The following is a 14,276-nucleotide window of genomic DNA, read 5'->3' on the forward strand; positions in this document are numbered from 1 at the left end:
CGGATTTGTAATCCGGAAGCCAGATAAAAAGGATTTGCAATCCGATAGTTGCTAAAAGAGATTATAAATCTCCATTATCTGAGTTCGGGATTGCAAATCCCGAACAGCCCTCAATAAAACTCCACCTTAATACTCATACTACTGTTCCTGCCTCGATCATCGCTGCAGGATATTTTTGTAGAACCTTCTTTGGGTAAGAAAAATACCTCTTCTTTAGGCGTAGCTTCCTTGTAAAGCTTTCCATTGAGATACCAATAGACTTTCTGTACATCGTTTGGTACAATACACTTCAGTTGCAGCTCCGTTGGCACAGCACGTTCAATTAAATACTCCTTATTGTTTTCAGGAGATACAATCTTTGGGTTCTGATCCTCCATGACACGGATGCACATGGGATTATGTACCGGTGGTTTTGCATACGGAATGCGCTCCGAGTCATAAAAATCGGCGAGCGCGACCGATAAGTTTGGATAGGTCTGCGTGATGTAACCGCCATCCGGTATGCAGGAGGTGCAGTAACTGTATTTTCTATTGGCAGAGATCTGATACTCTTTTAAATGCTCACAGGCCTGATTCGGCGACACTTTAGGGATATACTGATCGATCATACTCTCCGTACAGAATTCGCCCATCGGCAGGCCGCTGTAGGTACATACCGTGCGCAACTCAAGCCCCTTGGGTTTAAAGAACCAATGCTGCTGCGAATTGTAATCAAGCGTGTTGAACAATTCAAACAGGAGAGGCGTTGCAATATCCGCACCCGTCAATTCATGGATCCCCGTTGCATCAAAATTCCCCAGCCATACACCAATGGTATATTTCTGATTGTACCCCACACACCAGGCATCCTTCCGACCAAACGACGTACCCGTCTTCCAGGCAATGTGTGGAATGCGGAAACTGCTGTGCATGTTGTTTGGCAGATCCGGACGGGTGATTTGTGTAAGGATCTCGGAGATCATATAGGTAGATGCTTCGGACAATACCGGTGCAGCAAGTTTTGTGGAGTCGGTTTGCAGCAGCGCGTAGTTGTACAACATGCCTTTCTGTGCAAAGATGGTGTAGAGGTGTGTAAGCTCTTCTAAGGTGACGCCACAGCCTCCGAGTGATACCGATAAGCCCAAGTGTGCTTCGTCGCGTTTGATCTGCTTAAAACCGCTCTTAACAAGTACTTTCGTAAATGCCTGCGGGGTGATCTGCTCAATCGTTTTTACTGCCGGAATGTTTAAGGAATACGCAAGTGATTTTTCAACACTGACCAATCCATTAAAATGTTCATCAAAGTTGGTAGGAGCGTAGCCATCAAAATTTGTCGGAATATCTTCGATCACCATCTTCGGTGTTAAGAACCCTTTGTCGAATGCCATGCCATAGATGAACGGCTTGAACGTGCTGCCCGGTGAACGTATGGAGTTTACACCATCTACCTGACCTTGATGCGGTGCATCATTAAAATCCGGTGAACCGATATAGGCTTCAGTTTTCTTCGTTTCGTTATTATAAATAATAATGGCGCTGTTATGGATCGCAAGTTGTTTGATGCGTTGCATGTAATTTGCCATCAGCATCTGTGCACGTTCCTGCGTAGAAAGTTTGATCGTGGTATTGATCTCGGTTAAGAGCGGATATTTTTTATGCAGACGAATGCTCAGGTGTTCTGCCTTGCGTGGAAGTGCAACTCGCTTTGCCTGTACATGTTCTTTGATTGCATCGGCGATCCGTTCGTTATCAAACAGTTCTTCTTCCTGAAAACGTTTCAACCATTTGTTACGCTCGATCATTAAGCGGGTTTCGTATCGTTGGGGATTTAAGGATACGGGCCTGTTGGGAATGATGGTTAGCGAGACGATCTGCGCCAGACTTAATTGTTCCGGTGCTTTTTGAAAATATAATAACGATGCAGCTTTTACTCCTTCAATGTTGGAACCGTAGGGAACAAAATTGATGTACAGTTCAAAGATTTCTTCTTTACTATATTTCCATTCCAGCTGCAGTGCCCGGAACAATTCAATGAACTTATTAAAGTAGGTACGTTCTCTGGGTTCCAGCAAACGCACAACCTGCATAGTAATGGTGGATGCACCTGATGTTTTTTTATTCTGAATAATGTTATTAAAGAAAGCCCTGCAAACAGCAATCGGATTGATTCCCGGATGGTAATAAAAATATTTATCTTCCTTATTCAGAAAAGCAGTCTTCAGATCCGGATGAATTTCTTTGGTGCGGATCTTAAACCGCCACTTGTCGTCTTTACTTAAAAACGCATGCACGATCTCGTTTTTATCCGAAGTTACAATCGTTGAATAGAGCGGAATAGGGGGTAACGTAAAAATGGCATTCAGGATGAAAAATAAAACAACAAGGCCTGCACCGGTAAGTGCAAGCCTTGTGAATATTTTTTTAAATGGAATACGATTCAACTTTTTGTTTTGTTTGCTTATTTAAAATCAAGCTCTTCGGGATTTGTAATCCAATGTCTAGTAAACATTTAGAATAGCTTCAACTTAAATTCTTGTTATAATTTAGTAACACCACCAACGGCCTCATTTCAAATTGCGTTAAGAAATTTTGGTTCATGGAGCTTTTTGAACGCTACAACTAGTCCTTTTCCAGGACGGTTTTGTAGCGTTCGCGGAATGAACCAAAATTTTAGCTTATTTGAAATCAGCCTTGATTTTTTGGTTCTTTTGCATCAAGGCAAAAGAACAGAAGAATCAAAAAGAAACAAAATCACCAGTAAGAAAGGAGGACTATTAGCATCTAATTAAAGTTTAACTGAACTATATTGGATACTAATGATGAACAGTCTACTGTCCACTATCTTCCCGTCACCGTAATCGATCCCGAACCATTGTACGAGTGGTACTCACCATTGTACATCGCATCCGCACTCACAGGTCCCAGTTTGAATTTACCAACACTGACTGCACGCACCATGTAATAGTAGTAACGTGTTTCCTTCGTAGCGGTAACAAACATATTGATGCGGTCGTCCCGTACATCAAAGTACTCCGGTGTAGAATTGTTTTTGATCCAGTCAACTTCTGTGAAATCATTCAAGCGCGGATTCTCAATTTCAAATCCGGCAGGTAACATATCTGTTAATACAACGTTTTCAACAGATGAAGTACCTTTGGATTGTACAGCTAAACGCACAACAACCAGATCATTTTGTTTGAAGGTATTGCTGTTTATCGGATTGCCAAAGCGATCGAAGAACTGTCTGCGTGCAGTAATGAAATTATCTTCTTCTTTCACCGTTCCGGATTCACTTACACCTTCTGCTTCCCATGAGTAGAAAAGTGTACCTGTTCCTTTTGCAACAATCGATACGGTGTTGTTCGACATGTTCTGAGTTGTCATAAATACGCCGGATGAATAGGTGCCAAGATTACCAGTCGAGCTTTTAATATCTGCCGTTACGTTTGCCTCTACATTTTTACGAGCCAGTTTTCCTAACGCGATCAATGCAAAGGCAGTCTCCTGTGTATTCAGGTAATATTGATTTTTCAATTGTTCGCTCAGGTGTTTCGCTAAGATACCGATCTGTGCATTCGTAGGATCGTTGTCGATCATGGCATCCAATATGATTGCCATATCACGCGTATAACTGTAATAACTTCCACCGAAACTGTTGACCGATTTTTCACTTTCATAATTCGTTGGGATCAATGTGCGGTACGATGCCTTATCGCCGATGCGCAGATACGTTGCTGCTAATAAGTAACGGCTATCGATTGCAAGCAAGGATGTGTTTGTTTTGTAGTAGTTCATCACCGACAGATCCTGCTGATTGTATAAACTCATTACATACAACGAATAGAAAATTTCTTTGGATGCAATCACTCGAGACTTCAGTGCACTGCTTCCGTCGTAGTACCAATACGTGTATTCTCCTTTTTCTTTTACTTTATTCTTCAGATAACTCAATGCCTTATCGATCACAGGTCCCTGTACTTCGTAGCCAGCTTTCTTCGCTTCAATTAAGAAGTGCGTAGCATAAGCCGTTCCCCACCAGTTACCTTCGTAATCTCCAGGCCAGTAACCAAAGCTTCCGTTGTATGCCTGCATGGTGTAGATGCGGTTGATACCTTCCTGTACCATTTTTTCAGGAGCAACAGCGGTGTAGTTCACCTGTTTCAGATCTTTCATCAACTCACGTAAGTAGAGCTGAGGGAATGCACGTGACGTGGTCTGTTCAATACAACCGTGCGGATAGCCGATCAGGTAGCTTAGGTTTTTCGAGAAGCTAACCATCGGTGATCTGCTCACAACAATTTTCGTTGCGGTACTTGCCGGAACAAAATCATTTTTAAGTGTAAAGCTTCCGGTAGCACCGCCATTCACAGAACCTGAACCGCTTAGTTTAATCAACGATGTTACCGGTCGCACCGTAATATCGATCACTTCTTTAAATTCTTCGTTCAGTGCTTTTACGTTTGTTGTGATTTGTGCCAAACCAACTTTTTGTGCCGCTACCAATGTAAACGATACTTGTTTTTCAGAATTGGCAGGTATCGTCACTTGCTGATTTGTACCACCGCTGATACGCACATTTCCTGTGGTACCAATAGATACAGTTGCAGCCATTGGTTTTGCAGTAGTGTTACTCATGGTTACCGGCATGTTCAATGAATCACCCGGACTTAAGAAACGAGGAAGGGCAGTAGAGATCACGATCGGATCCGCTACTTTCATATTCTTCTGTGCCGATCCGAATGAATTGTCTTTGTATGCAACGGCCATGATGCGAAGATCTCCGGAGAATTGCGGAATATCTATTTCATAACATACTTCACCATTTGAATTCGTTTTTAAGATACCGCTCCAGAATGTTACAAGCTTCACACGCTTGTTCGTAAGCGGGTTTGCACGTTTGCTTAAGTTGTAACCATCACCACCCACTTTGCTTGTTGTTGTGTTTAATTCTGCAAGTAAGCGTTCGTATACATCATAGGAAGAAACTTCTAATGCACGTTTGCGGTAGAAGAAACCATACGGATCAGGTGTCTGTGTATTCTTAAGCTGAAGGATCCCTTCATCTACTACTGCAATGGTTACCTGAATATCTGATTCCGCTTTTGATTTGATGCAGATCTTTTGTTTGGTTCTTGATCTGCTGCTTGGTACTGCCGTGATCTCTAGTGGTAATTTATTTTCAGGTTTGCTAACGCTGATGCTTTGGAAGCCGTGTGCAACGGTCAACGGAATTTTCTGATCGGTATTTGGTTTGATCAATGTTGCCGATACATATACGTTTGGTAAATACGCATCTGTTAACGCAAGGGTCATAGATGCAGCACGGTTACTTGTTTCAAGTGTTTTGTATTCGAAGATCTTGTTGCGTTCGATCGTCACGATCAGCTTTCCTTCAAACGGCGTTTTAAATAAGATCTTCGCTTCAGAACCGCTTGTATATTCTTTTTTATCCGTTTCGATCGTTACTTTTCCTTCGGTATTTACTTCAAAAGAAGTAGAAGAAGTATTGCCCCATCCATATGCATAAAAATAATTGCTTACGTACGACTGTGCATTCGGTGCATACACACGTACTTCGTATTCTCCTGATTTTATAGGTAAGAACGTGAACGATTGTCCGGCTTGTGAAATATGGATGTTTTTGTTTTCCATCACACGGATCTTTTTCTGCGACACATATTGGTAGTTGTCACCATATGTTTTTTGCATGACCGTTTGCCATTCAAACTGAACAATTTCAATGCGCGCATCTGCTACCACAGGTTCGCCTTTGCGGTTAACCGCGATCAATGGGATATTCATCGGCTGATTGGTAGAAACATAGTTGTCTATGTACTTCAAACCGTAAAACGTTTCCTGTGTATATACTTCTATGTTGTTCAGTTGATGCACCGGTCTGCCGGATTCATCAAACACCGTTGTGAAAACTTTTCCTTCCAGTACACCTGAGTTTTTAAATTCATCCGGGAAATCAAAGATTTGTGTTCCTTTGCCTTCAGCATCTGTTTTGCCTTCGCGTACTTCATTTTTAAATTCATTGTATGATGTAGCATTGATACCGAAATCGTAGGTGGGATATTTAGGTGCAGTAAAATATTTTCTATTTAAAGATAATTCAACTTCGTAATTTCTGTTTGCTGCAGGAGGTCCGAATAAATTTACTGCCTGTAAGTTTGTTGTAAGTTGATCTGCCAACGTCAATTCTGTTTTGTTGACATTCGCTACCACTTTAATTCTATCCGGTATAAATTCTTCTACGCTGATGCGAATCGAATTCAATAAGACATTGGTTGACGTATATAATTCTACCGAGTAGGTTCCGGTAACAGTAGACTCAGGTAGTTTGAACGATGTTTCAAATGCGCCCTGCTCATTTAATGTGCCTCGTATATTTTGGAAATCTTTTCCGTTCGGTAATAACACTTTTAATTTTACAGGTGCTGCTTTTAATGCGTTCCATGTAACATCGCGAACAACGGAGTTTATATGAACGGTTTCACCCGGACGGTAGATTTCTCTGTCGCCGTAGATAAATGCTTCGTAACCCGATTCGTTATCTTTCGCACCACCGGTTTCAAATTCGGTATTGGAAACATAACTTTCATTAAAATTCAAATAGTTAAAATCATTGCCGCTTGTAGCAGTGATCATACGGATGTTGAAATTCTTGATCTTGCTTTTCAGATCCTGAATGTGAACAATACCCTTACCATCTGTCTTAGTAGTAAAAACCGTCTGATTGTTGTGGCTGATCAAATTGATCTCTACATCTGCTAACGGTTCATTGTTGATGATGGAATGTGCCATCAATAACATGTCGTCTTTTCCTTGTTTCGCTACCAAACCGATATCAGAGATGGAAACGAATTTTGAATCCTGCAGCCATTGCTCGTCCATAGAGCTAACCTGAACAACATAAATTCCTTTGAATTGATTGATCTCGCTGAAATCAACATTCAATAGAGGAGTACCGTTGACCTTTTTAAGATTTTTTGTTTCTATTTCTTTTTCATACACAACGTCACCCAGATCCTGTAATCCATAATACGACGTACCGTTGTTGTCATAATATTCCTCTTCATAATATTCATCGTAGTAATAATTGTTACTGCCTTTGAAGAAAGATAGAATGTTATTTGCGTATACTTTGTAAACCGTAACTTTTACTTTTGGCACTGCAATGATGCGCACCGCAATGTTTTTATTTCCTTTGCTGCTTAAGTAAACACCTTTCTTAGAAATGAAACTGATGGCAGGCTTAGGTACACCAAAAAGTATAGATTCTGTATAATCTGCTTTCAGTGTTCCGCCAAAAATACCTTGCAATTCTTTTTTGATCGTCAGTTCATACGATTCGCCTGTATTGAAATCGCCTTTGATATAGAAACCTGCGCCTTGTTTTTCAATGGTGAATTGAGTTACAGGATCAATCGTGATCAGGTCCTCAATTTTGTCTGTAGCAATTTCCTGATTGGTGCTGACACTGATGTAGCCTTTGTCTTCAATGTATTGAGCCATTGCGCCGGTAACGATGAATGTACCTTTGGAAGTAATGAAGGCTTCGTTTGATAAAATTTCTTTTGTTACATATGCACTTTCAACGCATTTCAAACCCGGTTTGATCGTAAGTAAACAATTCTTATCGTCGAATGATTCGGCTCCTTCAGAGATTCCGATTTCAATAACGTTACTGATGGTTGATGTATAGTAGTCTACGGTAAGTGGCTTGCTGGCAATACTGACTTCAAGCAATTCTTTTAACTGAGCCGGGTTGATCTTGTAGTTGAATGTTAAAGTCATTCGAACTTCGTTGATCGCTTTGTTACTTTCTTTTTTTGCCCAGTAATTATCTATTTGTGTTAGATTCAAATACGGTGTGTGAAATTCAAATTTAATGTCACTGCCTAACGAAAGTTTCTTTTCAGGAGATTCTTTTAAAATAAGATCTGATACTTCTGCTTTGTAATCTGTGCTGGCTGCAAAGCTGGTGGAAGGAGAGAAGGTGAGCTCGTTGGTTGCGGTCCATTTAAATAAACCTTTTACAGCAGGAGTAAACGTGATCAATTGTTTCTCGCTCCATGAGTCGAGTGCGCTGTCTCCGACAATGTCTTCGCTGAATTCGATGACAATGTTTTGCTGTAAATTTATTTCTTCGGAAATGTTTGTACTTTTAATTTCAACTTGTCCTTTTTTGCTGCAAGAGAAAATTGAAATTGCCAGAATGACGATGGCAAGGGGTTTGAAAATGGAATTCATAAAATTCGGTCGTGTTAAAAAGTAAACGACTTTAATCTACGAATTTTAAATTGAAAAAGAATCAGAATGCGGGTACGTGAACTACTTTTTTTGTTTCGAAAAACTCCTCTTCAAAAAACATGTTCAGGTCGTATTCGTAGGCAGGTCTGTTTAATTCCTGGATCTCTTCGGCAAGGTCTCCACCCTTTAAATAAAGGATGCCGTTATTCAAGTCATTGAATTGCTCGTCGTCGAATTTTTTATTGATCCATGACCAGAATGGTTTGAAACGGGTTACCGCTCTGCTGACAATAAAGTGATAGTTATCTTTCATGTCTTCAGCACGACCGTGTGTAGCAGTTACGTTGGTAATGCCTGCGCCAGCACAAACTTCCTGTACAACTTTGATTTTTTTACCGATGGAATCAACCAGATGGAATTCACATTCGGGGAACAGAATAGCAAGAGGAACACCCGGGAAGCCGCCGCCTGTACCAACATCCAAAATACGTGTACCCGGTTTAAACGACATTACTTTCGCAATGCCTAAAGAGTGCAGCACGTGACGTTCGTACAATTGATCTACGTCTTTTCTTGAAATGACATTGATCTTGTCATTCCATTCGGTATATAGAGCTTGTAAGGCGCTGAACTTTTCAATTTGTTCAGCGCTTAAATGCTTAAAGTATTTTTCAATGATTTGCAAAGCGAAGCAGGGTAGGCGTATTAAATCGAATCTTTGCGGTTCTTAACTAAGTCTAACAGCAACTCACGTGCGCGGTGCAACTGAGCTTTTACAGTACCTAGCGGAGCAGAGATTGCAACTGCAATTTCTTCGTACGAATATTCTTCAAAATATCTCAAACGAACCAAAGTCTGATATTTCGGAGGTAGCATGCTTACAATCGCCTGAATGATCTCGATCTTCTGTGATTTGATCGTTTCTTCAAACGGAGTCAGGTTGCTGTCTTTGATCTCCATTTCAGTATGTTCACCGTTATCGTCTTTGTAAGAAGAAGAGATACTAGTTGTTACAAGTTTTTTACGACGTATAAAGTCAATACAGTTATTGGTTGCAATTCTAAACAACCATGTACTGAAGGTATAATCGGGATTGAATTTGTGTAAATTTTTGAACGCCTTTGCAAATGCTTCGATTGTTAGATCTTCGGCATCATCTACGTTGCGGATCATTTTTAAGATCATGTGATACACCGGCTTTTTATAGCGCGACATCAATTCGGCATATGCTTTTTCATCGCCGGTTGTCTTCGCTCTTTCTACCAGTAAAAAGTCTTTTTTCGCCTTTTCTGAAAATTCTCTTCCTTCGGGAAGGTCGTCCGTTACTTCCATTTTTTTATAGGTACTGCCAGGTTATATATACCGGCAAATAGTAAATAAATCAAATACACTATTTCAGTAATAGCCAGATAAAATACAGAGGGGTTTGTGCCCCATTTATATCCAATCCGTGCAAAAATACTGATAAATATACATGTTCTCAAAATATAAAATACCAATATCGGTACAAAGTTTAGGGTGAACAGGCAATAAATGCATAGAAAATGAAATAGAGCGCTTGAAATGGGGTAGATACTTAAGCCCAATAAGGTGCTGAAGGGATATTGTTTGCCTGCATGTAAATGACGGTGTTTTTGCTTCCACCATTGTCTGTATCCTTCTGCAGGCTTGCTGAGAGTAAAACTTGCGGGATTACTTGAAACGCTGGTATTGTTATTTGTAGCAATATTCTGAACGAATAAATCATCGTCGCCGCCCAGATGAGCGGCATATTTACCAAAGCCGTTATTGTTGATAAATAATTCTTTTGCATACAGCAAATTTCGCCCGACTGCCATGTAGGGAGATCCCAAAATTGCCCAGGCAGAATATTGAAGAGCCGTCAAGATTGTTTCAAAGCGGATAAAGGCATTGAGATAGCCCGGTTTGGGTTCGTATAAGGAAATTCCAAGGCTGATCTGTTTGTTGTTACGTGCCTGCATCATTTCAGTAATCCATTGATCGCTAGTTGGATAACAATCGGCATCGGTTGCTAAGATCCATGGATATTTGGCAGACCGAATAGCTTGAGTAAGAGCTGCTTTTTTAGGTTGAATGGATTCTGAAATAGTGTCGATTTCAATAATACGCAAAGCAGGATGATGTAAAGATTTTAAAAAGGCTACACTGCCATCGGTGCAGCGGTCGCAGGCAACAATTACTTCAAAAACAGGGTATGATTGATTTAAGATAGCAGGCAGGAAAGCACGCAGGTTTTCATATTCATTGTGTGCGGCAATCACAATACTAACTCCTTCATTTGTAGTAGCTGAAGAAGACTGCTTGTACGAAGCAAGGGTAATTGCCATGAACAGCAGGTAACCGATAGAGAGGATACCCGAGGCGTAAAAAAGTATTTCGATAAAAGATTGGCTGTTCAAAGGTGTTTTTTTCTCAATAATAAATAAATAAAAGTAATTTAGCGTACTTAATACACTTGTATGTTTTATAAAATCGAACATAATGACGTTGGAACGAGTGCACGTGCGGGAGTAATCACAACCGATCACGGTACATTCGAGACACCGATCTTTATGCCTGTTGGTACAGCGGGCACTGTAAAGGCAATGCATCAGCGCGAGCTGGAGGAGGAAGCCAATGCGCCAATCATTCTAGGAAATACCTATCACTTATATTTAAGACCGGGTCTGAACATTATTGAACAGGCTGGCGGCTTACATAAATTCATTGGATGGAACCGTTCGATGCTGACAGACAGCGGCGGGTTTCAGGTATACTCGTTATCCGGCATTCGTAAGATCAACGAAGAAGGTGTGAAGTTTAAATCACACATTGATGGTTCCGCGCATTTCTTTACGCCTGAAAGTGTAATGGATATTCAGCGTACAATTGGTGCGGATATTGTAATGGCATTTGATGAGTGTACGCCGTATCCGTGTGAATACGAGTATGCACGTAAGTCGATGGAGATGACGCATCGCTGGTTGGGAAGATGTGTATCGCGAATGGCTGAAACCGAACCGAAGTACGGATACAATCAACATCTGTTTCCGATCGTGCAGGGAAGTGTATACAAAGATCTGCGGTTGAAATCTGCTGAAGTGATTGCAGAAGCAGGTTGTGTAGGCAATGCCATCGGTGGTTTATCGGTTGGAGAACCTGCGGAAGAAATGTATGCGATGAGTGAGTTGGTATGTTCGGTATTGCCGAAAGACAAGCCGCGTTATTTAATGGGTGTGGGTACACCCGAAAATTTACTGGAGAACATTGCCTTAGGTATTGATATGTTTGATTGTGTAATGCCAACACGTAATGCGCGTAACGGCATGTTGTTCACAACACAAGGTATAATCAATATCCGAAATAAGAAATGGGAGAATGATTTCTCGATCATTGATAGCGGTCTGGATACCTTTTTAAATAAATATTATTCAAAAGCATATTTACGCCATTTAGTACATAACAATGAAATGCTGGGTGCACAGATCGCGACGGTTCAAAACATTAGCTTCTATTTGTGGTTGATGCGTGAAGCACGCAAGCAAATTGTTGCGGGCACGTTCCGTGAATGGAAAGATCCGATGATCAAACAATGTATGCAACGTTTATAAGAATTCTGCCGAGTGAAAAAACTGGATCTATATATTCTTAAAAAGTTTTTAGTTACGTACTTCTTTGTTGTACTCATGCTGATGCTTGTAATCACTGTTATTGATATAACAGAAAAGATGGAAGACTTCATGAAGAACAACCTGAGTGCGTGGTTTGTTTTGGTAGAATATTATTTTGCATTCATTCCATACATGGCGAATTTATTAAGCCCTATTACCATATTTATTGCGACCATATTTGTTGCAGCAAATCTAGCTGCCCGTACAGAGATCATTGCGATGTTGAGTAGCGGTATGAGTTTAATTCGCATCATGTTTCCATTTCTGATCGGTTCAATGATTATTGGGGCAATGGTATTTTATATGGCCGGCTGGCTGATTCCGCATGGCAACAAGCAACGGGTCGACTTTGAAAAAAAATACATCAAGAGTGCGTTCTTTTATAGCGGCAAGAATGTTCATATTAAAACATCACCTACAACTTACGTTTATTTAGAAAGCTACAATAGTGAATTGAATATCGGTTATCAATTCACTCTCGAAACGATTATCGATAATCAGCTGGTGAATAAAATGAAAGCAGGAAGAATTCATTGGAACGACAGCATTAAAAAATGGCACGTTGAAGAATATTTTATACGCAGTTTTGATAACAATGGGGTAGAGCATGTATCTACCGGTCGTGATAAAGATACGGTATTGACGATTACTCCGAAAGATTTTGCAGACACCTATATGCTTTTCGAAACCTACGATATGGGTGAGTTGAACAGACAGATCGAAATTTTAGAAGCGAGAGGAGCTGAAAATGTAGATACCTACATCGTTGAAAAATATCAGCGTTATACCTATCCGTTCTCTGTTATTATCTTAACCCTGATCGGTGTGATTGCAGCGTCCCGTAAGTCAAGAGAAGGTGCAGGATTACCCATTGCCTTCGGATTTTTACTGGCCTTTGTGTACATCATCTTTATGATCACGAGCCGAAGCCTTGCAAACGTAGGCGGTATCGGTCCGCTGTTAGCATCCTGGATCCCGAATATGGTTTTTGTGTGTATAGGTTTGGTGATGTATCGGTACGTGCCGAAATAGATTAAAAGTATTTGATAGAATGTTGGATAGAGCACATTCGTCAGACCACTTTTTTTGTGGTCCGACGAATGGTGAGTTTAGCCCTTAGTTGCTCTATCCGTAGAGCGCTTCGCTAACTCTACAAATAGTAACTTACAGCGAAGAAGATAGAATAATTATGAAAAGGGATATTATTCAAGGAGGAATAGGTACGATAAAAATATTTGTAATTTTAGCCGTTATAAGTATTGTTGTTTGGCTTCCCATAAGTTTAACATACTCCGCTGATGGTACTTTTGTATTAGGATTGCCTGTTCCTTTTCTATCTGTTACCTCTGCCAAGTGTGGTGATTGTGATAATAATGGATTTAAAGTTTTATTTTTTTTGATTGATATAGTGTTTTCCTTTGGTATATACTGGATTATAAAACGCTATAGCAAGAAGAAATAAGATTTTACCATGGTTGTTAACCTCACATCTCGCCGTGGTTGTGCCTTTTCGGCCAACCACCCGCTGCTCTCAAATGTTACTGCTCTATCCATAGAGTTAGCGAAGCGCTCTACGGATGTTAAATAGAAGAGAGTCTTTGACTCGTTTTTTTGAAATTATAAATTATAAAACGAGTCAAAGACTCTTATTCATTGCTGATTCGTAGAGCGCTTCGCTAACTCTACGAATAGTAACTGTTGAAGCATGGCGAAATAGCTTAATATTTTATGACAGAATTAGAAAAGTTAAAAGAACTTCAATTACATGATCAAAATTTTGAGAACTTCAATTTTGATTTTGAAAAGCGAATACTTACAATAATAGTTAGTATTTATTCTGAAGACAGTAAAGAATATGATTATTGGAAAATTGATTTTTATAATATCGAAAATTTAAAAATGAGTGAATTGAATATCGTGAAATTGGAATCCTTAGAAATATATTCACATGAAATAATTGAAAATTCAAGTACAATATTTATTGAATTTATTATGTTGCTAGGATTGGGTCAGCCCTCATTTAATCTGTCTTTTAATTTTACAGAAGTGCAATTGGAACTGCTAAAGGATCGAAATGTTTAGTTGGTGGTTAGCCGAAAAGGCACAACCTTTAGATTTACGCCGTAGTAAAATTCCAAGAAATAAGAATTCATATTTATCAAAGCGAAAGACGGTATCAACCGTCCTTCTGCAGTGATACGATTCTGTTTGGGTATATTTTTATTCTAAAGAATTCTAAATAAATTAATTAAAATAACCACCGGCAAAGGTGAACTATGGCGCAACTAGGTTAGACCTATCCGTGGATTTAGTCCTTTGCCGGCTTATTTGAACAGGCATCAAATAGAAATTTGAGTTCGCGGCTCAGTA

At 40.0% G+C, this 14,276-nt stretch carries 9 protein-coding genes; 4 read left to right on the forward strand and 5 right to left on the reverse strand.

Translation table 11 applies throughout. The annotated features are described in order from the left end of the window. Positions 1 to 110: 110 nt before the first annotated feature. The 5 genes from pbpC to A3EE_RS0112890 form a co-directional block, all read right to left on the reverse strand. Positions 111 to 2,420 carry a penicillin-binding protein 1C gene (gene pbpC / locus A3EE_RS0112865; RefSeq protein WP_018343862.1) on the reverse strand — a complete coding sequence of 770 codons (2,310 nt, stop codon included), beginning with the start codon at positions 2,418 to 2,420 and terminating at the stop codon, positions 111 to 113. A gap of 397 nt (positions 2,421 to 2,817) precedes the next feature. Then, positions 2,818 to 8,235 (reverse strand): alpha-2-macroglobulin family protein, encoded by a 5,418-nt coding sequence (locus A3EE_RS0112875; protein ID WP_018343864.1) that lies wholly within the window; start codon positions 8,233 to 8,235, stop codon positions 2,818 to 2,820. A gap of 61 nt (positions 8,236 to 8,296) precedes the next feature. After that, positions 8,297 to 8,920 (reverse strand): 16S rRNA (guanine(527)-N(7))-methyltransferase RsmG, encoded by a 624-nt coding sequence (rsmG, locus tag A3EE_RS0112880; RefSeq protein WP_018343865.1) that lies wholly within the window; start codon positions 8,918 to 8,920, stop codon positions 8,297 to 8,299. A 20-nt stretch (positions 8,921 to 8,940) separates the two neighbouring features. Then, positions 8,941 to 9,567, reverse strand: coding sequence for an RNA polymerase sigma factor (locus tag A3EE_RS0112885; protein ID WP_018343866.1), 627 nt, complete (start codon positions 9,565 to 9,567; stop codon positions 8,941 to 8,943). Next, positions 9,558 to 10,583: a glycosyltransferase gene (locus tag A3EE_RS0112890; protein ID WP_033417975.1), complete on the reverse strand. Its 1,026-nt coding sequence runs from the start codon at positions 10,581 to 10,583 to the stop codon at positions 9,558 to 9,560. The genes A3EE_RS0112885 and A3EE_RS0112890 overlap by 10 nt, the downstream gene beginning before the upstream one ends. A 132-nt stretch (positions 10,584 to 10,715) precedes the next feature. Between A3EE_RS0112890 and tgt the strand changes: the two genes are divergently transcribed. From tgt to A3EE_RS0112910, 4 genes are all read left to right on the forward strand, one after another. Continuing rightward, positions 10,716 to 11,846: a tRNA guanosine(34) transglycosylase Tgt gene (gene tgt, locus A3EE_RS0112895; RefSeq protein ID WP_018343868.1), complete on the forward strand. Its 1,131-nt coding sequence runs from the start codon at positions 10,716 to 10,718 to the stop codon at positions 11,844 to 11,846. Between the two features lie 12 nt (positions 11,847 to 11,858). Further along, the gene (locus tag A3EE_RS0112900; RefSeq protein ID WP_026209761.1) at positions 11,859 to 12,938 is read left to right on the forward strand and encodes an LptF/LptG family permease; all 1,080 of its coding nucleotides are present in this window, start codon (positions 11,859 to 11,861) and stop codon (positions 12,936 to 12,938) included. A 157-nt stretch (positions 12,939 to 13,095) separates the two neighbouring features. After that, on the forward strand, positions 13,096 to 13,368 hold the full coding sequence (locus tag A3EE_RS0112905; protein ID WP_018343870.1) for a hypothetical protein: 273 nt from the start codon (positions 13,096 to 13,098) through the stop codon (positions 13,366 to 13,368). 266 nt (positions 13,369 to 13,634) lie between these two features. Further along, positions 13,635 to 13,988: a hypothetical protein gene (locus A3EE_RS0112910; protein WP_018343871.1), complete on the forward strand. Its 354-nt coding sequence runs from the start codon at positions 13,635 to 13,637 to the stop codon at positions 13,986 to 13,988. Positions 13,989 to 14,276: the final 288 nt, after the last annotated feature.

The sequence above is a fragment of the Cytophaga aurantiaca DSM 3654 genome (genome assembly GCF_000379725.1).
Classification (GTDB): Bacteria; Bacteroidota; Bacteroidia; order Cytophagales; family Cytophagaceae; genus Cytophaga; species Cytophaga aurantiaca.

What these genes read in the sequence shown, in the direction of transcription:
- A3EE_RS0112890 (WP_033417975.1), bottom strand. Translation starts at nt 10,583, where the DNA reads ATGGCAATTACCCTTGCTTCGTACAAGCAGTCTTCTTCAGCTACTACA.
- A3EE_RS0112885 (WP_018343866.1), bottom strand. Translation starts at nt 9,567, where the DNA reads ATGGAAGTAACGGACGACCTTCCCGAAGGAAGAGAATTTTCAGAAAAG.
- A3EE_RS0112910 (WP_018343871.1), top strand. Translation starts at nt 13,635, where the DNA reads ATGACAGAATTAGAAAAGTTAAAAGAACTTCAATTACATGATCAAAAT.
- A3EE_RS0112875 (WP_018343864.1), bottom strand. Translation starts at nt 8,235, where the DNA reads ATGAATTCCATTTTCAAACCCCTTGCCATCGTCATTCTGGCAATTTCA.
- tgt (WP_018343868.1), top strand. Translation starts at nt 10,716, where the DNA reads ATGTTTTATAAAATCGAACATAATGACGTTGGAACGAGTGCACGTGCG.
- A3EE_RS0112905 (WP_018343870.1), top strand. Translation starts at nt 13,096, where the DNA reads ATGAAAAGGGATATTATTCAAGGAGGAATAGGTACGATAAAAATATTT.